General features: G+C 37.7%; 25 protein-coding genes and 2 tRNA genes. 2 read left to right on the top strand and 25 right to left on the bottom strand.

The annotated features are described in order from the left end of the window. Positions 1–280: 280 nt before the first annotated feature. Positions 281–354, top strand: a tRNA-Met gene (locus tag POF52_RS28200). A gap of 10 nt (positions 355–364) precedes the next feature. Continuing rightward, a tRNA-Glu gene (locus tag POF52_RS28205) sits at positions 365–436 on the top strand. Positions 437–556: 120 nt separating this feature from the next. Here the strand turns inward: POF52_RS28205 and POF52_RS28210 are convergent. From POF52_RS28210 to POF52_RS28330, 25 genes are all read right to left on the bottom strand, one after another. Then, positions 557–1,024: a S1 domain-containing RNA-binding protein gene (locus POF52_RS28210; protein ID WP_013054879.1), complete on the bottom strand. Its 468-nt coding sequence runs from the start codon at positions 1,022–1,024 to the stop codon at positions 557–559. An 88-nt stretch (positions 1,025–1,112) separates the two neighbouring features. Next, positions 1,113–1,484 (bottom strand): FtsB family cell division protein, encoded by a 372-nt coding sequence (locus POF52_RS28215; protein WP_176586363.1) that lies wholly within the window; start codon positions 1,482–1,484, stop codon positions 1,113–1,115. A 4-nt stretch (positions 1,485–1,488) separates the two neighbouring features. Further along, entirely contained in the window at positions 1,489–2,112 is a 624-nt protein-coding gene (yabQ, locus tag POF52_RS28220; RefSeq protein WP_025753169.1) for a spore cortex biosynthesis protein YabQ, read from the bottom strand. Continuing rightward, complete coding sequence (gene yabP / locus POF52_RS28225; protein ID WP_013054876.1) at positions 2,109–2,414, bottom strand: sporulation protein YabP; 306 nt, start codon at positions 2,412–2,414, stop codon at positions 2,109–2,111. Before yabP ends, yabQ begins: the two co-directional genes overlap by 4 nt. A 99-nt stretch (positions 2,415–2,513) precedes the next feature. After that, a complete protein-coding gene (locus POF52_RS28230) occupies positions 2,514–2,780 on the bottom strand; it encodes an RNA-binding S4 domain-containing protein (RefSeq protein WP_013054875.1) in 267 nt (88 codons plus the stop codon). Between the two features lie 20 nt (positions 2,781–2,800). Beyond that, a complete protein-coding gene (gene mazG, locus POF52_RS28235) occupies positions 2,801–4,261 on the bottom strand; it encodes a nucleoside triphosphate pyrophosphohydrolase (RefSeq protein WP_271997096.1) in 1,461 nt (486 codons plus the stop codon). A gap of 12 nt (positions 4,262–4,273) precedes the next feature. After that, positions 4,274–5,878 (bottom strand): putative polysaccharide biosynthesis protein, encoded by a 1,605-nt coding sequence (locus tag POF52_RS28240; RefSeq protein ID WP_016762706.1) that lies wholly within the window; start codon positions 5,876–5,878, stop codon positions 4,274–4,276. Positions 5,879–6,107: 229 nt separating this feature from the next. Continuing rightward, on the bottom strand, positions 6,108–6,644 hold the full coding sequence (gene spoVT / locus POF52_RS28245) for a stage V sporulation protein T (protein WP_013054872.1): 537 nt from the start codon (positions 6,642–6,644) through the stop codon (positions 6,108–6,110). A gap of 116 nt (positions 6,645–6,760) precedes the next feature. Beyond that, on the bottom strand, positions 6,761–7,018 hold the full coding sequence (locus POF52_RS28250) for a hypothetical protein (protein ID WP_176586366.1): 258 nt from the start codon (positions 7,016–7,018) through the stop codon (positions 6,761–6,763). Positions 7,019–7,154: 136 nt separating this feature from the next. Beyond that, positions 7,155–10,685: a transcription-repair coupling factor gene (gene mfd, locus POF52_RS28255; protein WP_176586367.1), complete on the bottom strand. Its 3,531-nt coding sequence runs from the start codon at positions 10,683–10,685 to the stop codon at positions 7,155–7,157. 69 nt (positions 10,686–10,754) lie between these two features. Beyond that, entirely contained in the window at positions 10,755–10,985 is a 231-nt protein-coding gene (locus tag POF52_RS28260) for an anti-sigma-F factor Fin family protein (RefSeq protein WP_013054869.1), read from the bottom strand. Positions 10,986–11,044: 59 nt separating this feature from the next. After that, positions 11,045–11,602 carry an aminoacyl-tRNA hydrolase gene (gene pth / locus POF52_RS28265; protein WP_016762703.1) on the bottom strand — a complete coding sequence of 186 codons (558 nt, stop codon included), beginning with the start codon at positions 11,600–11,602 and terminating at the stop codon, positions 11,045–11,047. A 139-nt stretch (positions 11,603–11,741) separates the two neighbouring features. Beyond that, entirely contained in the window at positions 11,742–12,371 is a 630-nt protein-coding gene (locus POF52_RS28270; protein ID WP_074897828.1) for a 50S ribosomal protein L25/general stress protein Ctc, read from the bottom strand. A gap of 187 nt (positions 12,372–12,558) precedes the next feature. Beyond that, on the bottom strand, positions 12,559–13,512 hold the full coding sequence (locus POF52_RS28275; RefSeq protein ID WP_013054866.1) for a ribose-phosphate diphosphokinase: 954 nt from the start codon (positions 13,510–13,512) through the stop codon (positions 12,559–12,561). Positions 13,513–13,530: 18 nt separating this feature from the next. Further along, positions 13,531–14,910 carry a bifunctional UDP-N-acetylglucosamine diphosphorylase/glucosamine-1-phosphate N-acetyltransferase GlmU gene (gene glmU / locus POF52_RS28280; protein WP_013081340.1) on the bottom strand — a complete coding sequence of 460 codons (1,380 nt, stop codon included), beginning with the start codon at positions 14,908–14,910 and terminating at the stop codon, positions 13,531–13,533. A 194-nt stretch (positions 14,911–15,104) separates the two neighbouring features. Then, positions 15,105–15,395 carry a septation regulator SpoVG gene (gene spoVG / locus POF52_RS28285; protein WP_013054864.1) on the bottom strand — a complete coding sequence of 97 codons (291 nt, stop codon included), beginning with the start codon at positions 15,393–15,395 and terminating at the stop codon, positions 15,105–15,107. A 155-nt stretch (positions 15,396–15,550) separates the two neighbouring features. Next, positions 15,551–15,928: a RidA family protein gene (locus POF52_RS28290; protein WP_271997104.1), complete on the bottom strand. Its 378-nt coding sequence runs from the start codon at positions 15,926–15,928 to the stop codon at positions 15,551–15,553. Positions 15,929–15,949: 21 nt separating this feature from the next. Further along, positions 15,950–16,771: a pur operon repressor gene (purR, locus tag POF52_RS28295; protein WP_013054862.1), complete on the bottom strand. Its 822-nt coding sequence runs from the start codon at positions 16,769–16,771 to the stop codon at positions 15,950–15,952. Between the two features lie 56 nt (positions 16,772–16,827). Beyond that, positions 16,828–17,697 carry a 4-(cytidine 5'-diphospho)-2-C-methyl-D-erythritol kinase gene (gene ispE / locus POF52_RS28300; protein ID WP_013054861.1) on the bottom strand — a complete coding sequence of 290 codons (870 nt, stop codon included), beginning with the start codon at positions 17,695–17,697 and terminating at the stop codon, positions 16,828–16,830. A 198-nt stretch (positions 17,698–17,895) separates the two neighbouring features. Next, the gene (locus tag POF52_RS28305; protein ID WP_013054860.1) at positions 17,896–18,066 is read right to left on the bottom strand and encodes a small, acid-soluble spore protein, alpha/beta type; all 171 of its coding nucleotides are present in this window, start codon (positions 18,064–18,066) and stop codon (positions 17,896–17,898) included. 194 nt (positions 18,067–18,260) lie between these two features. After that, positions 18,261–18,494: a biofilm formation stimulator Veg gene (gene veg, locus POF52_RS28310; protein ID WP_013054859.1), complete on the bottom strand. Its 234-nt coding sequence runs from the start codon at positions 18,492–18,494 to the stop codon at positions 18,261–18,263. A 273-nt stretch (positions 18,495–18,767) separates the two neighbouring features. Beyond that, the gene (yabG, locus tag POF52_RS28315; RefSeq protein WP_013081339.1) at positions 18,768–19,640 is read right to left on the bottom strand and encodes a sporulation peptidase YabG; all 873 of its coding nucleotides are present in this window, start codon (positions 19,638–19,640) and stop codon (positions 18,768–18,770) included. Positions 19,641–19,717: 77 nt separating this feature from the next. Further along, complete coding sequence (rsmA, locus tag POF52_RS28320) at positions 19,718–20,596, bottom strand: 16S rRNA (adenine(1518)-N(6)/adenine(1519)-N(6))-dimethyltransferase RsmA (protein ID WP_176586369.1); 879 nt, start codon at positions 20,594–20,596, stop codon at positions 19,718–19,720. Beyond that, positions 20,590–21,153, bottom strand: coding sequence for a ribonuclease M5 (gene rnmV / locus POF52_RS28325; RefSeq protein ID WP_271997110.1), 564 nt, complete (start codon positions 21,151–21,153; stop codon positions 20,590–20,592). The genes rsmA and rnmV overlap by 7 nt, the downstream gene beginning before the upstream one ends. Positions 21,154–21,376: 223 nt before the next feature. Beyond that, a complete protein-coding gene (locus POF52_RS28330) occupies positions 21,377–22,147 on the bottom strand; it encodes a TatD family hydrolase (RefSeq protein ID WP_013081336.1) in 771 nt (256 codons plus the stop codon). Positions 22,148–22,194: the final 47 nt, after the last annotated feature.

Below are 22,194 nucleotides of genomic sequence, written 5' to 3' on the forward strand. Positions count from 1 at the left end.
TATTATATCGCGACGAAAGGTGAAATTTTGTCAAACGGACTAGCAAAATACCTATAATCGTTCGACTATTTTCTAGTATTATATTGAAAACTATACAAAAAGATGTACAATCTTACATGGCAATTTAAAAAATATCAGAGATACTGTTTGCCTCAGAGAAAGCCTATGATCATCATTCTTTTTTAAAAGCAAATAATAGTCTATAAAAATAACAAAAAAGTTATTGACAATAACCCTTCTTTTTTATATTATTATAAATGTCTTTTAGAGAACGTATAATGGCGGTGTAGCTCAGCTGGCTAGAGCGTACGGTTCATACCCGTGAGGTCGGGGGTTCGATCCCCTCCGCCGCTACTCGAATAAAGGCCCGTTGGTCAAGCGGTTAAGACACCGCCCTTTCACGGCGGTAACACGGGTTCGAATCCCGTACGGGTCATCAAAAAGCATGTACAACAGTACATGCTTTTTTTCTACTCTTTTTTACATATAAAAAAAGCACCTTTTAGATAAAAGGCACTTTCCAAAAACTCGCTATCTATTTGATATAAGCAGCAAGTTAACCGCGTTTTGCACCGCGTCCACCGCGTTTTGATTCGGTATGGCGTTTTAGGGAAGATAAACGTTCTTCACTGTCTTTTAAGAAACGATTCATTTTTTGTTCGAATGTTTCTTTTGTACGGAAATCATTACCGCCACCACGATTGTTATTACGTTGTGGGCGTGAATCACGTGGACGGTCTGAGCGTGGCGCTCTTGCAGGACGCTCTGGTCTTTCTGGACGTTCTGGTTTGTCTACCGCTTTCTTAATTGAAAGACCAATTTTACCATCTTTCTCAACGTTAATTACTTTGACTTCAACTTCGTCGCCCACTTTTAAATGGTCGTTAATGTCCTTTACGTAATTATCAGCTACTTCACTGATATGAACCAAGCCTGTTGAACCTCCTGGTAACTCAACAAAAGCTCCAAAGTTCGTAATACCTGTTACCTTTCCCTGTAACTTGCTGCCTACTTCGATTGACATAAAAAAAATGCTCCTCCTTAAATGATAAAAGAAATCAATTTATTATATTATACAAAAAGCAAAAATACACTGTCAACGAACCATACGTTTAGTCTTTTTTTACATTAAAGATAATTTCCCCGTCTTCTGATAAAAAATAATCTCTGCGGGCAATCTTTTTAATATAATCATCGTCATTTAACTTGACGATTTCACCTTTTAACTGTTTTTGCTTGCTTTGTAATTTTGTCAGCTGCTGTTCTAATTTCACCTTCTCAGATTTTTTGTTCTCAATAGCTGAGGTTTGCGTAATTAAAGCTGATACCATCAATCCACCAATGATTAAGGCCAACACTCCGAAAACAGTCAAACGCCTAATTAAACCGATACGCTTTCGATCTGTATTTTGTTTAATTTGCTCTTGTTTATGGCTATAATCAGTATTTAACTTCGCGACCTTTTTTTTTCGTACCGCACTCATTGAATTAGTCGTCCCCCTTGTTTTTTAAAGTGTTCACCCATGCAACAATTCTCATTATCATATTCTTTGCACGATTGTAAATTCCTTCTATATACCGAAAACCCATATGTAAAAATCGTTTTACAGGTTTAGGCATCATTCTCCAAAATACGAAAAGAAGCCACCTGGTCGGTACGTAAATAAGCTTTAGACAGAATACGAGCAGCTTATGAACAGCTCGGTAGATCCCTAAAGCGACTACAACTAAAATATGAATAAAGAAGCGGATAGGCTTGACCAAAAAAATATTACTAAGCGTTAAAACACCTCGATATAAACTTAATACGCTCGAGACAGTAAATGTTAATACTTTTAAATACAGTGATTGAAATAAGCTTTGATACGCGGCAAAGCCGCAAAACAAAGCAAGAAACGCATACAAACGCAGTTCTCCTTCATTCACTAAAAACAACACATAAAAAATGAGAAGAGCTTGCACCATCCAAAACAACACGTCATTCACAAATACAAACCATGGGCGTGATTTAGAGCGATTAACAAAGTAACGATAAGTATCGAGAGAAGCACCTAAACCGCTTCCCATCGATACCATCGCAAGCATTGTATAGAGCTGAATGTTTAAACTCATCGAAACAACTTACTAAAGAATCCTTTAGCCTTCTCCGATTGGTTCTCATCTAAGTAAACTATATCAAAGATTTTTCCTTTTATCGATACAATTCCTTGATCAACGTCTAAATTTTTCATTTGCAGGTTTTGCCCTCTAACTGACAAGAAACCCATCACTGTTTCAAGTAAAAATTCCTCATTGTCAAAGCTCTCTACCTGCTTCACACCCGTGATATCTAAGAGACGCCGACCCTTCATCACTAAATCATGATTTGGAGTATGGTCTTTGTTTGAATTGCTTGTTTCGTAAAATTGGCTCATATCTTCATCCCCACCTCATTCATTAAGAGCATTCGCCCTTGTTATCTGTTGTTTAAAACATATGAATGAGAAAGGTGATTTAGAACAAGCCTTCATCAGTTATACTTCAGATGAAATACGCTCTTCTTTGACAATTGAGTATAAATTAGCTGCTTCTTCTTTTTTAGCTGCTTCTTGAAGAGCCTCTATTTTAACGGTAATTTTCTTCGTGCCAAATGTGATCGCTAACTCATCTCCTACTTTCACATTTGTGCTTGCTTTTGCAACGATACCATTAATGGTAATACGGCCCTTGTCTGATACTTCTTTTGCTAATGTACGGCGCTTAATTAAACGTGATACTTTTAAAAATTTATCTAACCTCATAATTCCCTCACCTTTCTGTTTTACAAACCTGTTTTTTTGGCGTCTTCCCAAAATTCATCTAACTCTTCTAACGAAAAAGATTCAAATGGTTTTTCAGAAGCTCTCACTTTTTCTTCAATATATTGAAATCGATTTAAAAATTTTGTATTCGTTTTAGCTAATGCAGCTTCAGAGTCAATTTTATAAAACCTTGCAATATTCACTAAAGCAAATAAAATATCTCCAAATTCATCGCTCATTTTTTCTTTATCAGCATGCTGTACTTCCTCTTGGAATTCAGCAAGTTCTTCCTGTACTTTTTCCCACATTGGTTCAACTTCTGACCAATCGAAACCAACTTTTGCAGCTTGTTTTTGGTATCCATGCGCTTTCATTAAAGAAGGCATAGCCCCAGGTACAGAAGCTAACAGAGAAGAAGGTTCCTCTCCTTTTTCTTCTTTTTTGATTTCATCCCAATTTTTTAAGACCTCATCTGCATCATTCACGCTCACTTCCCCAAATACATGCGGATGGCGTCTTACCATTTTCTCTGAAACACTGCGAATGACATCATCAATTGAAAACATTCCTTCATCTTCACCGATTTGGGCATGAAGCAATACTTGCAGCAATACATCACCGAGCTCTTCAATCATATTATCGTCATCTTGACGGTCAATTGCATCTAATAACTCATATGACTCTTCTAGCAAATAGCGCTTGAGCGATTCATGCGTTTGTTTTTGATCCCAAGGACATCCGTTTGGCCCTCTGAGCGTGGCAATAATCCTTCTGAACGAGTCAAATTGATGATATAAAATTGTTTCGTCTGCTACTGGAGGCACATAAATAGTCGTTAAGTTATTGAGCGACATTTCTCTATCCAATTCATACAGCTTGACCGGCTGGATTTTTTCTTCACTGCTTCCCGCTGCTGTTACAATATAAACGAGGTAATCATCAGGAACGTGTTCCATCAGCGTTAGCTTTACCTCTGAAGCAACGAATTGATCGTACACTTGAGCAATTAGAACATGACCGGTTAACTCTATTTCGCTTCGCTTTAAATCTGTTCCGTCTAGCAGCTGAAACCCTTCGATAGGATCGATCTTTAGCGCACCAAAAATTGGGTCTAAGAAGCTTTGTCCTCCTTTAATTTCAACAGGAATGCCTCGTTCTTTTCCTTTTTGTAAAAGTAATTGAACCGTACGTTCTGCCACTAAAGGGTGCCCAGGAACGGCATACACCACTTCTTCTATTGAAGCTTTATCGATTAAATCATTTGATATATGTTCATATACCTCTTCAAATGCATCATAAGATTCGTATACGTCATCATAGGATACATACGTCAAGCCTTCACTTTCTAATTCTTTGATTACAGGATGTTCTTTTGTGCGCATATAAATATGCTTTTCCTGCTGTAGCAAGCGATAAATGCCTACAGGTAGCTGTTCTAAATCGCCTGCTCCTAAACCAATAACTGTTACTTTACCTGCCATTGCTTCACCTTCTTATTTATTTTTTAATACGTATTTAGCTAAAACACTTCCCATTGGAAGTAAACGTAATTCCTCTTCGGTAAAAATGTGTTGTTTCATAATGATAAACAAATAAAACAAACCGCCTATTAAAACACCAGCTCCTGTTTCAACCACTTGTTTGCTTGTATCTAAACCATTAGACCATACAAAGTGATGTAAACAAAATAAATAGCTTTGCAAAAGAACGACCATTGCTATGCCCGTTATAAAAATACCTCCACTCACCTTTTTCGGAACAAGAGGTACAGCTAACTTTTTATACAGACAAAATAGATTGATTGCTGCAACGATAGCGAATCCAGCTGAGGAAGCAATGGCTGCTCCTATGGTTTGAAAATCTGGTATTAGCCAAAGATTCAATATCAGTTTGACTGCCATGCCAGCGATGACGGCTATTACAGGTGCGAAAACAGCTCCCATCCCCTGCAGCACAGCTCCAGCAGTTGCTGCTACTGTTGTAAATATAACTAACAAGCTCAAAATTTGTAAAACGTCCGTTCCGTGGGAGTCACCGTATAAAAGCATATTAATGGGTTTCATCAGCGCAATCAAGCCAAAAGCTGCTCCAACTCCGACTACAAGCGATAGACGGAGAGACAGCTGAACTTTTTCAACCACAAATGACAAGTTCTTTTTCGCAATGGCTGAAGAAATAACAGGTACAAGCGAAAGCGAAAAAGCTGTACCTACTACTGTACCTAATTGAATCAACGGAAGACCGCGGTCGTAAATACCTTTTAAAATTTGTGCTGCTTCTTCAGCCATGCCGTGCGCCGTTAGACTAGAATATAAAGTAAAGGAGTCAATAAGCTGGATAAACAGCAGACCCATACCGCTAATACAAATTAATAAACCTTGAATAACCAGGACTTTTACTATTTTTTTGACGTCTGCTTTCTTTATGCGTTGAAACATCCCCTTAGAATTTGTCTTTGTTCTAAAAACAAATAAAAACAAAACAATAAGAGATGTTAGACCGCCTGTTATGGAGCCAAAAATTGCTCCCGCCCCCGTAGTATAAGGACCATATCCATGGTGCACAAAGAAAATAGATAGATACAAAATAGTCCCTACTCGCACAACTTGTTCTGCGATTTGAGACAGCGCTGTAGGAAACATATTATATAATCCTTGATAATAACCACGAATAACAGCAATAAACGGAATAAGTAAAAAGGAAAATGAAATAATTTGAATGAGAATCGTTAACTCCCGATCTCCCATCCACTCGGCGATTGTTTCTGCAAAGATATATTCGAGCGCAAATATCGTGCAGCCTACTACAAACAAAAAAGCAAATGAAACTTGAAGTATTCCCCGTATTTCCTTTCTCCGGTTTGTTGCCCCATAATCAGCTACTAACTTTGAAATAATTACAGGGAAACCATATGTACCTAGCTGTAGCGCAATTCCATATAGCGGATAAACTTGCTGATAGATATAAAACCCTATATCTCCCGCAATATGGTGATATGGAATACGATAAGTGGCACTTAAGATTTTCGTAAATAAACCTGCGAGCGTTAAAATAATGGCGCCGTTAAAAATAGAATAGAGCTTTGATTGTTTCTGCATTCCTACACCTTTCACCTGCAGCTTGTAATGATGTGAACAACTCTTTTTATTAGCCGCTAACCGCAATAGAATAGAGCTTTGTTCTTATAAAACATCCTGCACTTTCCAATAAATAAAATACCGTACCATTATATCATGTTCTCTTTATTTCTAAGGTAAGACAGCATGAAAAAAGGCAGCAGAAACTGCTACCTTTTCAGTAGATAATGTAAAATAAAGATAATTACGCTTACTGCTCCATTTGACGGGATAAGAAGCTAGCTGCTGTTTCGGCCGCTTTATGCTCTACTTCACCAAGGGACTTATCTTTTGAGAAAATGACAACAGCTCCAATCGGATCTCCATTTGCAATAATCGGACCGATTGTGTAAGAAGAAATATTTTCTTCGTATCCATCGACAAATTCAAGGTTTTTCCCGTCAGTTACTAAAGAAGAACTGCGGCTTTCCATAACAGACTCCACTAAAGAACTAATGTTTTTATTTAAGTATTCTTTTTTAGAACTTCCTGCTACCGCAATAAATACATCGCGGTCACAAATAAGTACAGGATGACCTAAGCTATCGTATAGCGCTTCGCCATACTCTTTTGCAAAGTCTCCCAATTCACTAATTGGCGAATATTTCTTTAAAATAACTTCTCCATCGCGATCGACGAAAATCTCTAGCGGATCTCCCTCTCGGATGCGAAGCGTTCTTCTAATTTCTTTTGGAATCACAACGCGACCCAAATCATCAATACGACGAACAATACCTGTTGCTTTCATTCATTGAAGCCTCTCTTTCATATGATGATTAAAATAGTTGGTGAATATCACTGATGGCTATATGATAAAAGGTTCACCTTTGTTGAGGTTAGTATTCTTCACTCTACAACTTCTATTCACCAACCATCTCTTTTTTTGTTAAAAAGTGTGCTTTTATTAAAAAAATGTCCAAAAAACCGCCAAAACATGGGGATTTGGATGTTTTTATTTTGACTATACAAGAGAGGCTGAGACATAACTAAACCTATCTCGCCTAAAGACGAACAACTAGGAGACATGAGGTAAACCGCTTGAGACACCGCTGCTGATTTCCGTGCAAGACTTCGCTTTCCGCTTTTCCCGCGGGAGTCTTTGTCTTGTCCTTCAATCACCATCTAAAAGCAGCCACATACATGAAACCTGCGTTCACCATATCAATAAAAAAATCCGAACGAGTTGGATTCTTTATCAAGAACCTCAATTTATCGTTCGGATTTTCCTTTAACTAAAATACTTTTGTCCTTGCCTCTTTTAATTCGTAACTTGTTCTTTTTTAACAGTGGCTACTCCTTTTACTAACTGATACACAATATTGAGCCATTCTTTTTGAGCAAGTCCTTTTACATTAACCACTAATTTTACTTTTTTGCCTTCCATACCTAAGCTGACCATTCTGCCGAATTGATCACCTAGCATGAATAATTTTTGGCCGTCTACCGTTGAGCTCGCTTCTTCAGACAACAGAATAGAAATTTCTTGTTTTGACTGAAGAATAGATTCTACTAAGTTCTGCGTTGCATATACTTTTGTTTCAGCTACTTTAAACAAATACTCAACCTCAGCCGGATACTCTCCAAAACGATCAATCATTTCATCCTGCAATTCTTGAATATCTTCTAGTGCTTCAATTCCTCTAAAGCGCTTATACATCTCAATTTTCAAGCGGCCGTCTGTAATGTACTGATCAGGAATATATGCGTCTAAGTCCAGATTCATTTCCACATTAAATTTCACACTTTCTCCGTCAGACCCGCGTCTTTCCTCTATCGCTTCTTTAAGCATTTGCGAGTAGAGATCGAAACCGACAGAATCGATAAATCCATGCTGCTGAGCACCCAGTAAGTTTCCGGCACCACGTATTGAAAGATCACGCATAGCAATTTTAAACCCAGAACCTAATTCGGTGAATTCTTTAATAGCTTGCAGACGCTTTTCAGCTACTTCTGTCAGTACTTTGTCTTTGTGATACGTAAAGTACGCATATGCCACACGATTTGAACGACCTACACGCCCTCTTAATTGATACAGTTGTGATAATCCCATCTTATCAGCATTATTGACAATAAGCGTATTTACATTGGGAATATCTACTCCCGTTTCGATAATGGTTGTACTCACAATCACGTCATATTCGCCTTCTAAAAAGCTTAAGATAACCGCTTCGAGTTCGGTTTCATTCATTTTTCCGTGGGCATACGTTACCCTAGCATCAGGCACGAGCATCGAAATTTCTTCTGCTTTTCGTTCAATATCTTCTACGCGATTATATAAAAAGTAAACTTGGCCATCACGCGCTAACTCACGCTCAATGGCTTCACGAACTAAAACCGGATTATACTCCACTACATATGTTTGAACCGGAAAACGATTTTCAGGCGGCGTTTCAATAACAGACAAATCCCTTACGCCCAACATAGACATATGTAATGTTCGTGGAATAGGTGTTGCTGTAAGTGTAAGGACATCAACGTTTGCTTTCATTTGCTTGATTTTTTCCTTGTGCGTTACACCAAAACGCTGCTCTTCATCGATAACTAACAATCCTAAATCTTTATAAATCACGTCTTTAGATAGTAAACGATGTGTACCAATCACCACATCTACGGTCCCGTTTTTTAGCCCTTTAATTGTTTCTTGCTGCTGTTTACGACTGCGAAAGCGGCTCAATAGCCCAATGTTGATTGGATAGTCTTGAAAACGCTCACGGATGGTTTCATAGTGCTGCTGAGCTAAGATAGTGGTTGGCACTAAAATAGCCACTTGTTTTCCATCTGTCACAGCTTTAAATGCAGCACGAATGGCTACTTCTGTTTTTCCATATCCAACGTCTCCACAAAGCAAACGATCCATTGGTCTTTCATGTTCCATATCCTTTTTAATTTCTTGTACAGAACGAAGCTGATCTTCGGTTTCTTGATAAGGGAAAGCTGTTTCAAATTCTCTTTGTAAATCGCCATCCGGGGAAAATGCATAACCTTTACTTGCTTCACGCTCTGCATATAGTTTAATTAAGTCATCAGCGATATCTTGAACAGAAGACTCAACTTTTCGTTTCACTTTCTTCCAGTCATTTCCGCCAAGTTTATATACTTTTGGCTCTTTCCCTTCAGAGCCTACATATTTTTGTACTTGATCAATCTGTTCAACAGGAACGTACAGCTTGTCAGAGCCTTCATATTTGATATGGATATAATCTTTATGATTACCGTTAATCTCTAACGTTTCCATTCCTAAATAACGGCCAATACCGTGGTTCACGTGAACGACATAGTCACCTACGTTTAACTCTGAATAGCTTTTAATACGTTCTGCATTGGAAAGCTTTTGACGACGCTTTGATTTCTTTACCCGTTTTTTAAACAATTCTTCCTCGGTTAAAACAGCTAATTTTTGCATCGGCAGTTCAAAGCCCATTTGTAAATCGCCTTCAATAATTTGAACAAGACCTGGCACAAGCTGACCATTTCCATCTAAAATAGATGAATCAATATCATAATCTGCTAGCACACCTTCAAGTTTTTTCACGCGCTCTTTATCTGCTCCTAAGAGGACTACCGTATAATTAGCATTTTTCCAACGTTCAATTTCACTTTTTAATAAGTTCATTTGGCCGTAAAACTGCTGCATCTGCTTACATGAAATATTAATAATATTTTGCGGACTCGTATACGATACGTGCTTCAAAAATAACGATAAGTATAAAAACTGATGTTTTGCTCGCTGAATAAGAGATGGGAGCTTATGAGATAATTGAACGTCTCGAACAATTTGCCCCTGTCCTAATAATTCGGTTATCCATTCAGCTTCCTCTGTTTCAAGCTGATCAGACGTTTCTTGAATTCGAGTGGTTTCATCAAAGATGACAAGGCCGCCTTCTGGTAAATAATCTAGTAAACTAGCAGGCAATTCGTAGAAGAATGATAAATACTTGAACATATTTTCAAGAAGCTGACCTTGACGCAGCTGTTCGATTTCACCTTTAATATTTTCTGTTAAGGTAGCTTTTAGCGCTGCGTTTTTTACTTGTTGCAGCGTCGAAGCCAGCTGTGCTTCTAGTTCTTCAATTCCTTGGGCCACTTCATTTTGGTTCACAATGATTTCCGTAGCAGGACCGATTGAAATTTCTTTTAACTGCTCTTGAGAGCGTTGATCCTCGATTGTAAAAGTACGAATGGAATCAATCTCCGTATCAAATAGTTCAATTCGGACAGGTAGCTCTTCTGTTAACGGATAAATGTCAATGATTCCTCCGCGCACACTAAACTCACCTGGAGCTGAAACCATAGATGCCCGCTCATAGCCCAACTCAACTAACCTTTTTAAATAATGATCAACGTCGATGTCAATTCCCATTTGAAACGGCAGCTGTGTTTGCTCCCATCTTGCTTTAGGAGGCAGCAGCTTTCGAATTCCTGCAAGCGGTGTTACAACTACTCCACCTGTATGTTGACTCCAATAATTGAGTACTTCAATTCGCTGAGCCTTTAATTCTGGACTTGCAATCCCCACTTCTGTAGCAACTAAATCGTTAACAGGGTATAAGAAAACGTCTTTTTCCGGTAAAAGATGCAAAAGGTCTTCATACACTTTTTGAGCTTGATATAAATTATGAGTCACTACTAATAAAGGGTATTTTTTATCCTCATTTAAGAGTGCCATTAATACAGATCGAGCTGAACCGGAAATTCCCGTTACTAACTGTTCTTTCAAACCTTCTTCTAAGCTGCTGACAACAGCTCCAATTTCTTTATTTTCTTCAAATTGCTGTCTAATCCCTCGCAAAGGAATTCCCTCCTCCCATGATATGTCTAAACTAAACAGAAAAACGCTTTGGTTTGAGACCAAAGCTTTTTATTGTATAAATGTTTCGTACTGATGATAGTCTGGATTTCGTTCTAGCGCTTCTTGACAGTCTTCACAAATAATTTTAACCACGATATCTCCACTATTATGGTAGTGAATAAAGTCTTTTCGTTCATCTGCGGTTAGGTGATTAAAACCGAGTGCTTCTGTATTGTGAGCTGTCTTTTCTATCATACCGACTTTTGCGCCACAATGTCTACAGAAATAATGAATAGACATACAAATCCTCCCAAATCTTTTAGTGTTAGTATGGACGATTGAGAGAAATTTTATTCTACTTAATTATAGCGATTCATTACTTCTAAGAACGGTTTACCTAAAAAATCTTCACTCGCGTGTATAGACGTTTTCATCGCTTCTTCCATATGAACCATTTCATCTTCTGTAAAGCGCCCTAGTACGTAATCAACTACTTTCATACCGTTTTTCGGACGATCGATTCCAATACGAATTCGGTTAAACTCTTGGGTTTTTAAATGCTGAATAATTGATTTTATTCCGTTATGGCCGCCCGGACTTCCTTTTGTACGCAATCTTACTTTTCCGCACGGTAAATCTAAGTCATCGTAAATAACAAGCAAGTCTTCGACGTCTATATCAAAATAGTCCATTAACGGGCGAATACTTTCTCCTGATAAATTCATATATGTTAGAGGCTTTAATAATATGACTTTTTCTCCTTTTATTATACCTGTTCCATATATTCCGTTAAACTTTGTTTTATCTAATGAAATCATAAACTGTTCAGCAATTTTATCAATTGCCATAAATCCTATGTTATGACGGGTACGGTCATATTCTTTTCCAGGATTCCCTAAACCAACGATTAATTTCAAAATAGATACTCCTTTCCACTCTATGTAAGTTGTACATAATAGGTAAATGTCTTTAATGTTTTACATTACTATATAGTATCACTTTTATTATAATCAATTCACACAAAAAGACGTAACCTTTTGGTTACGTCTTTTTATATTATTCTTCGTTATTTTTTTCTTTTGTTGCTTCAACATCACCTTCAGCATCCTGAACTTCGCCGCTGTCCGGCTCTTCTTCCTGTTGAGGAGGTAGCACAGAAGCAACTGTATCTTCTGCATTATGCGTAATTTCTAGCTTTTTATCTACCTTAATATCCGCTACTGTGATTGTATCATTAATTCCTAACTCTGATACATCTACATCAATAGACGATGGGATATCCTGCGGCAAGCCTTTTAATGAAATTTCATATAGAGACTGCTGTAATACGCCGCCTTCTTTTGTTCCTTTTGCTTCTCCTACTAGAGATAAAGAAACTTCAGTATCAATTTCTTTCTTCATGTCGACCACTTGGAAATCGGCGTGGACAATTTCGTTTTTTAATGGATCAGTTTGAATATCATGTAACATTACGGAATATTTTTGCTTATCCACTTGTAACGTTAACACTCCATTGCGTCCTGCTTCACGAATAGTCTTAATAAAATCAGCACTGTTTAAGTAAATAGGTGTGGATTCTGTTTTATTTCCGTAAACAACCGCTGGGAAGTTTCCTTCGTCGCGAATCTTTCTATTTGTAGAATTTTTGAAATCCGTTCTTTTATTTGCTTGAATTGAAATACTCATTTTATTCACCTTCCAGTATGTTTTCTACTTAAAATGTACCCTTTTTAGAAGGTTGCTAAACATGAAACCCAGTTTGAACAGTAATATATCTTTGTGCATTCCATCCAAAGCGCTTTAAAATCAAGGGTTGGCACATTTAAATTTTTTTCAAAAAAACCTCTTTCCAAATGGAAAGAGGTTCTGTTTATCAATCAAATAATGTACTAACTGATTGCTCTTCGTGAACACGAATAATTGCTTCACCGATTAACGGAGCTACTGAAAGTTCTGTTACTTTATCAATTTTCTTATCTTCTGTTAAAGCAATAGAGTTTGTTACAGCCAGCTCTTTGATTGTAGAGTTTTGAATACGCTCAATCGCAGGGCCTGAAAGCACTGGGTGTGTACAACAAGCATATACTTCTTTTGCACCTGCTTCAATTAATGCACTTGCACCAATTGTAATTGTACCAGCTGTATCAATCATGTCATCAATCAAGATTGCTGTTTTTCCTTCCACTTGTCCAACAATGTTCATAACTTCTGCTACGTTTGGACGTGGGCGACGTTTGTCAATGATAGCGATCGGCGCTTTTAGACGTTCCGCTAAACGGCGAGCACGCGTTACGCCACCGTGGTCCGGAGATACAACAACAACGTCATCAAGGTTTTTACTCTTGAAGTATTCACCTAAAATTGGAACACCTACTAAATGGTCAATTGGAATATCGAAGAAACCTTGAATTTGAGGAGCATGTAAATCTAATGTGATAATACGAGTAGCTCCCGCTTTTTCAATGATATTTGCTGCTAATTTGGCAGTGATTGGTTCACGTGCACGAGCTTTACGATCCTGACGAGCATAGCCATAGTAAGGCATAACGATGTTAATTGTTTTAGCTGATGCACGTTTTAATGCATCAATCATAATTAATAATTCCATTAAGTGTTCGTTAACTGGAGCACTTGTTGATTGAATGATAAATACATCACAACCACGGATACTTTCTTCAATGTTAATTTGAATTTCACCGTCACTGAAACGATCAACCGAACATTTACCTAATTCCACACCAATTACTTTTGCGATCTCTTCAGCTAAAGCCTTGTTTGAATTTAGCGTAAATAACTTTAAATTTTCATCAGCATATACATTTGACATTTTATTGTGAAACCTCCGTCAGGATTTTTTATTAATATCAAGCTTTTCAGCATAGTTTTCTTTATTTACTTGTTTCGCACGAGCAATTGATAATGCTTTTCCTGGCACATCATCCGTTACGGTTGAACCAGCTGCAACATAGGCGCCTTCACCAATCGTTACAGGTGCAATTAAGTTTGAGTTACATCCTACGAATGCCCCATCTTCAATCTTTGTTAAAAATTTATTTTTCCCATCGTAGTTAACTGTAATAGATCCGCACCCTAAGTTTACACCTTTTCCGACCTCTGCGTCTCCAATATAACTTAAATGAGAAGCTTTGCTACCTTTGCCAAAAGATGCTTTTTTAATTTCTACAAAGTTTCCTACGCGCACTTCATCTCCAATTAATGATTGAGGACGAATATGTGCAAATGGGCCAATTGTGACTTCGTGACCAATTTCACTATCGTGAGCAACAGAATGGCGAATAGAAGTATTATTACCTATTTTGCAGTCTTTAATTTCACTGTTAGGTCCTACTTCACAATTCTCTCCAATTACAACTGTTCCTTGAATAACCGTACCAGGATAAATAACCGTATCTCTGCCAATGACAGCATCTGCTGAAATGTACGTGTTAGAAGGATCCACAATCGTCACTCCATTTAACATATGCTGCTTGTTGATGCGCTTTTTCATTGTTTCTTCTGCTTGAGACAGAGCAAATCGATCATTAACGCCCAATGTTTCAGCAAAATCGGATGTTTGATATGCAGAAATAATTTGACCTTCATTTTTTAGAATTTCGATAACATCAGGTAAATAATACTCTCCCTGTACATTATCATTTGAAACTTTTGAAAGTGTCTCAAATAATTTCTCATTATCAAAACAATACGTACCAGTATTAATTTCCTGTACAAGACGCTCTTGTTCTGTGGCATCTTTATGCTCCACAATCTTTTCAACAGACCCTTGTTCATTTCGAATGATGCGTCCATATCCTGTTGGATCTTCTGCATGAGCTGTTAAAATAGTTGCCATTGCATTTGTTGCTTCATGATGCTTTAATAAAGATTCAATTGTTTCAGCTGTAATAAGCGGAGTATCTCCACATACAACAATTGTCGTACCTTTTTCATGTGCAAGTAAAGATTCTGCTTGCATTACTGCATGAGCTGTTCCTAACTGCTCTTCTTGTAAAGCAAATAAGCTTTTATCTCCAACATGTGATTTCACTTTTTCGGCACCGTGACCTACAACTGTAATTAAACTTGTTAAATCTAAACGTGATAACTGATCAATTACGTGTTGCACCATCGGTTTGCCACACACAGGGTGTAACACTTTATATAAAGATGACTTCATACGTGTACCCTGACCAGCTGCCAATATGACTGCATATCTTTTTGACATAACAGGCCTCCAATTTTACCTTTTTATCCATTAAGAATATTATATCAAAAATGACAGCATTTCAAGGAATCATTTATAAGTCATGAATTTTATTTTTTGGTAATGCTAAAGTTTTACAAAGGTGTGAAATTATATAAGTGGTAATCAAAAAGAAAAGAGCCTACTTTTCAGTAGACTCTTAATGTATCATATGTTTACGAAGCACCCGCTTCTTCGAATTCAACTTCTACCTCACCTAAACGATGATATTCTGCTAAAACAGCATCTTGAATCTTTCCGCGAGTATTTGAATTGATTGGATGTGCAATATCACGGAACTCACCATCCGGTGTACGTTTACTTGGCATGGCTACAAATAAGCCATTATTACCATCAATCACACGAATATCATGAACAACAAATTCACCATCTAATGTGATTGAAGCAATCGCTCTCATACGTCCTTCAGTGTTCACGCGGCGTAATCTTACGTCAGTTACTTCCATCTTGTTCACCACCTTTTTCTATGCGAAGCTTTACATACTTAATTCCACAGAATTTTGTGTTTTCCTGCTATTCAGAAAAAATTTTTAGAAAATTTTCGCAAAAAAAGTGAACAATTGGAAGTTACTTGCTTTTTGTTAGAAATTTGTTAATTTAATTACCCTTTAACAAGCGCAATAACTTCAATTTCAACAAGTACATCTTTAGGTAGTCTCGCAACTTCTACGCATGAACGTGCCGGCTTATGGTCCCCGAAGTAGTCGCCATAGACTTCATTTAACGCTGCGAAGTCGTTCATATCTTTAATGAACACGGTTGCCTTTACAACTGTATTTAGAGAAGCTCCAGCTTCTTCAAGAACTGCTTTTAGATTTTCAAATACTTGAGTAGCTTGTACTTGAACATCTCCTTCGACCAACATACCATCTGGACGAAGTGGAATTTGACCTGAACTGTAAAACAAGTTATTCACAACAATTCCCTGTGAATATGGACCAATAGCTTGCGGTGCATTTTTTGTTTGAACCTGTAACATATGTTCCTCTCCCTTACTTGATCAAATATATTTTAAGTAATTGCCTTCTTGTACACGAATTTGTTTATCTTTGATATTTACATCTGTTAATTGTACAAGGGACACATACTCATCCACTAAACGTTCTTCAATATCTTCTGATTCTACTAAAACTCCAATACCAGCAACGGTTGCATCGAACTCTTCAAGCAAGCTAACCATTCCATTTACAGTACCGCCAGCTTTCATGAAATCATCAATGATGAGTACATTTGACCCCACCGCTAAACTTCTTTTAGCTAACAGCATCGTTTGAATGCGCTTAGATGAACCCGACACGTAGTTAATACTAACGGTCGATCCTTCAGTTACTTTACTGTCTCTGCGCACAATAACAACGGGCACGTCTAAATACTGAGCAACCGCATACGCAATAGGAATACCTTTTGTTGCTACAGTCATCACCACATCGATTTTGCGGTTAGCAAAAAGCGATGCATACAAGCGACCGATTTTATTCACAACGCGGGGGTTCCCTAAAATATCAGTTAAATATAAATATCCACCTGGCAGTAAACGCTCAGGTTTTTCAATCAACCCACATAATTCTTGAACAAGCTGACCGGCTTCTTCATTCGTCATCTTTGGAATGAATTTAACTCCGCCGGCAGCCCCTGGTAGCGTAACCAAAGTTCCGATACCCTGCTGTTCAAAAGTTTGTTTAATAATCGCCATATCTTCGCTAATCGATGATTTTGCGGAATCATATTTATCTGCAAAATACGTAAGAGGGATAAGGCGCTGAGGGTTTTGAATGAAATAGTTGGTCATATCAATTAATCGTCCACTACGTCGAAACTTCATAACATCCTCCTGAAAATCCGAATATTGTAATGTAAATATAACATTAACATACGGATTTATTCAAGCGTTATTCGTTCACCTAGTAGCCTAACTGCATAAACTTTATCACAAAAGCCACGTAATCCATTATAAATGCGATGCATACGTGAATCATGCTGTACAAGTCCAAATACAGTTGGCCCACTGCCGCTCATGAGCACAGCATCGGCGCCAAAACGCTTTATTTGTTCTTTAATGAGAGCTACTTCCGGATGCATTTTCAGCGTTACTGCTTCCAATACATTTCCTACAAGGCTACACATTTGATCATAATTTCCTGATTGTATGGCGTGAACCATCTCATCTACTTTAGGATGATCCATCTCTTCAATTTTTAAGTTTCGATATACATCTGCTGTAGAAACACCTATTTCAGGCTTAGCCAAAATCACCCAGCAGCTTGGAGGTGCCTCAATATGCTCTACAATCTCTCCGCGCCCTGTAGCAAGAGCTGTCCCTCCATACACGCAAAAAGATACGTCAGAGCCAATCTCAGCCCCTATTTCTGCAAGTGTGTCTAATGATAACCCTAATTCCCATAACGTATTTAAACCGCGTAATGTAGCAGCCGCGTCACTGCTGCCTCCAGCTAATCCAGCAGCTACTGGAATATGTTTATCAATTAATATATTTACACCTTTTGAAATGTTATAACGTCGCTTCAAAATCTGCGCTGCCTGATAAGCGAGATTTCGCTGGTCATCTGGAACAAAGCGATTATGAGAATAGATAACAATTCGTCCATCTTCACGGTCAGAAAGTTCAATTCTGTCCGCTAAATCAATTGTTGTCATAATCATCTTAACTTCATGGTAACCATCTGGACGTTTATGTAACACATCAAGTGACAAATTTATTTTAGCCGGTGCTTTCACCATTAATTTCAACTTACTTCACCTACTTCATCTTATCGAGTTTAACGCTATTTTATCATAAAATGAACAAGATATAGCTGTTCATTTAAACATCTTTGTCTAATCCTCTGTTTTATCTTTCATTTTGGGACAAAAAAACCGAAGCGGTTATACACTTCGGTTTTCCTCATTTCACTTTAAATAGTCGTATAAGCATTGATTTTCACTATGCTATTGCTTTAGCTGCTGCTGTGCAAGCTCTACAGCTCGCTTCACCATATTGCCTGCGTCTTTTGCCCGAATAGCGCCCCAGCCTTCTGCTTGTACAGTATCGTAAAAACCAAGTTCTTTAGCCAGTTCTTCTTTCAGCTTCGATGACATAATCCCTCTACGCCTTGACATTGCACATGGCTCCTTTACGTATAAAATGAAATTTCAACCTGAATCTCCTCGCTCTTTTACATAAGAAACGCGAGGACGATATGTATAGTATGTATAAAAAATAATGCATATATAATTTGAAAAAAAGACCAATAAAAAAGCAGTAAACCAATGTCCACTGCTCATCACCACTTGCTATATTGCCTATGTCATTCTTAGAAAAATTTTAGTTGCACTGTTTCCGTTAACACATCTGCGTAACTATACGAAACCCGCTCCAAAGAGTTTTCCTCTTGATCTAATTCAACGATAAAAACAGATGGGTACGTTTCTGTTAATACACCTGAACGTTCTACTGTTTTTCTACGACCACCGTTTGCTTTTAAAGTTAATCGTTGGCCTAGGTGCAAATCCAGCGCTTGCTTAATATCAGACAAAGTTTTCGCCATATTGGTCCACCTCACTATGTATAGTGTAACACATGTTAGAAAAATAGTCAAAAACATAAAATTATAACAATCTATCTCTAATTGTGTCAATAAATAATTTTCAACATGAATCTACATTTCGCTGTTAGTATGCTCGTTTTTCAACGAAATATGTATATCTTTAGCAAATATTGAAAATGATTTTGTGTAATTAAGCGTATACTTTGGCTTCATACGAAAAAACAACTGGTTGCACATCATGCGTGTACATGCTGTAACCAGTTGTTTTTATTTCTACTCATCGCTTTCATAAGGCATGCCCGTGCGAAGCAGCCCTTTTGTTTCTACTCCTCCTAAACCTTTAGCACCCGTTAATGTATTACGTAAGACGTCCCATACATTAATACGATCCGTGAAAGGAGTAAAACTTAGTTTTGCTACTACATACACAGGGTCAAGAGCATGAATATTTACACGTGAGGGTGAACTAGCAAAGTTTGCTCCAGCTTGAATCAATAATTCAAAATGCGATTGACAGGCACCTGCAAAAATCACCAGCTGATCTAAATTACCAACTCTTTTTCTTGCTTCTTGGACTGTTTGAATATAGTGCTTGGAATGTCTATAAGCAAGGAGATCATCTTTATTTCCTTTTCCTTTGGAATAGGCATCATGACCTGTCAGCACTAGAATATCGGGCCTTACATCCTCAATTAGCTTTCCAACCTTCTCAGGCATTTCTGACTCAACGCAATGAACACCATAAACAGGAACACCAATTTTTTCGTAAACCAACAAACATTTACGTAAATAATTAGGGTCTCCGTCTACGTGCAGGACCTTTCCTGGAATTTGAAATAAGCGATGTGAATGGCTGTATCCATTTGTCATGCTATATTCAGTTTTCTCTCGAACGAGCCGATAATCCTGTTGAATAAGCTCCAAGGATCTTTCTAAAAGTTCTTCTTCTTGTTTTTTTCTTTGATCCTGTTCTTTAGCATCCACAACCTCTAGATCTGTACAAGGAGCGTCCGCAATCAACCGAACGTCTTCTCCTATTAAAGTCGCATATTTCCCCGTTTCGCTGTCATTAATAGCTATAACACGAAAAAGCAAATCTCTTTGATAAGAAGGTCGTGTAACTATATCACCAATTTTGATGTTCATATGCTTCACTCCGTCTTTGCTACTTCAAAAATAAATTCTCTTCATAGCCTATGACTTCATGATAAAAATGTGATAATTTAGCGAAATGATTTTAAAAGTTGATCACTTAGCTTTCCAAATTCTTGAATAGATAACGTTTCGCCTCTTCGTTTCGGATCAATTTCAGCAGTTGAAAGTGCTTGCTCAATGTCCGCTTTTTTCTGCTTTCCATTTGGCAAGTTGTTCACTAGATTGTTTAAAATTGTTTTTCGACGCTGTCCGAAACTTGCCCGTACAACTTGGAAGAAGAATCCTTCATCTTGGACTTCTACTGCTGGCTTCGGTCTTCTTAACAATCGAATAACAGCTGAGTCCACATTAGGCTGCGGATTAAACACTGTTTTAGGCACAATCATAACCGTCTCAGCCTCTGTATAGTATTGAATAGCAATAGAAAGTGAACCGTACTCTTTTGTTCCCGGTTTAGCTGCTATACGTTCAGCAACTTCTTTTTGAAGCATAACGACGATTCCACGTACCGGAATTTGCTCTTCTAATAATTTCATCAAAATGGGTGTCGTCACGTAATACGGTAAATTCGCAACGACCATTAAATCTTCTATGTTTTCGAATTCTTGTTCGAGCGTCCCTTTTAAATCCGCTTTTAACACATCTTGATGAATAACTTTTGCATTTGAGTAAGGAGAAAGAGTATCAGCTAAAATCGGAAGCAAACGCTGATCGATTTCAAATGCCAGCACTTTTTTTGCGCGCTTTGCTAGCTGTTCAGTTAAGGCCCCGATACCAGGTCCAATCTCAATAGCTCCCGTTTCTTCTGTTATTTCCGCATGATCAACAATACGATGTAAAATGTTCGTATCAATTAAAAAATTTTGTCCCAAACTCTTTTTAAATGTAAAACCGTATTTCTTTAAAATTTCCTTGGTTCGATTAGGCGTTGCAATATCTTTTAACACGATCCCTTTTCCTCCTTATTTATCTGCTCAACAGCTCTGATAAAGCCCTCTTTTGAAATTTGGAACATCTGTAATCGTTTATGGAGCTGCTTTCCGTTGGCATAACCAATTTTTAATAACTTGCCTATTCTTTCACGTCGAGACTTGGCTTTACTATCTCCTATCAAACGAGCTACGATTAAATCCTCTTGAGAAATCTCCATAGCTGCCCCCATCCACTCTTGCTTCACATCTTTTAGTGCTTTTTGAATAGATGCAATAGAAGCATGTTCAACTCCAATACCTTTACCATTTTTAGGGCGAGCCTCTTCTTTATCTAAGAATGCATGTTTACATCCGGGAACACGTTCTGAAACAATATTTCGAATTCGCTGTCCTGGATAATCTGGATCTGTAAAAATAATCACGCCTCGTGTTTTTTGAGCTAATTTTACTTTCTCAATGGTTTCTTCATTTACAGCTGATCCATTTGTCTCAATGGTATCCGCATCCACTGCACGTTTAATTGCTACAGTGTCATCTCGGCCTTCTACTACAATAATTTCTTTAATCTTCATTGCTTCCTCCAAAACATTCAGTTTTGTTCATTTGCTTTTCAGTAAAAATGAAATGCTAGTTGCGCACATCATTTTTCTTCTATGAAATCAACGTTTTATCTTATTATCAACTAAATTAAAAAACATCTACCTGTTATTTTAACTGAAAAAGGCAGAGGATAACATTCTCCTCTGCGCCTATCTTTACTTTAACACGAAAATGATTGTTATATGAGAAAAAGTTTTAATCATTAATGCCAAATAGCTTTTTAGCGTTAGCTGTTGTAATATCAGCTAATTCTTCATACGTTATACCTTTTAACTCTGCAATTTGCTCTGCTACGTATGAAACATAACCAGGTTCATTGCGCTTGCCGCGGAATGGATGAGGAGTGAGATAAGGACAGTCTGTTTCAATTAATAGTTTATCTAAAGGAAGCTCTGTAGCAACTTCTTTTGGTTTTTTCGCATTTTTGAAAGTAACAGGTCCGCCAAAAGAAATATACATATTCATGTCCATACACTGCTTCGCTACTTCAATACTGCCCGTGAAGCAATGCATAATCCCGCCTACTTCTTCTACGTGCTCTTCTTTTAAAATGGTTACCACGTCTTCTGTTGCATCACGATTATGAATAATGATAGGTAAATTCACTTTGCGAGCTAAGCGAATTTGACGGCGAAATACGTCCTTTTGAACCTCTTTAGGTGATTTATCCCAATGGTAGTCTAATCCCATTTCCCCTAAAGCAACAACTTTCGGATGCTGAGCTAACTTTTCAATCCAAGCTAAGTGCTCATCCGTCATATCAACTGCATCTACTGGATGCCATCCTACACTAGCATAGATAAAGTCATACGTTTCAGCTATTTGAATAGCCTTTTTAATGGTAGGTTCATCGAATCCAACAACTACCATGTTTTGAACACCTTTTTCTAACGCACGATTAATTACTTCTTGCAAATCATCTTCATACTGTTCTGCGTTTAAATGAACATGTGTATCAAATAACATCTAATCGATCCTTTCCATGAATAAAAGGGGGTCCTCGCATGTTACAC

Origin of the sequence: Priestia sp. AB (genome assembly GCF_028369225.1) — a bacterium.
Classification (GTDB): domain Bacteria; phylum Bacillota; class Bacilli; order Bacillales; family Bacillaceae_H; genus Priestia; species Priestia megaterium.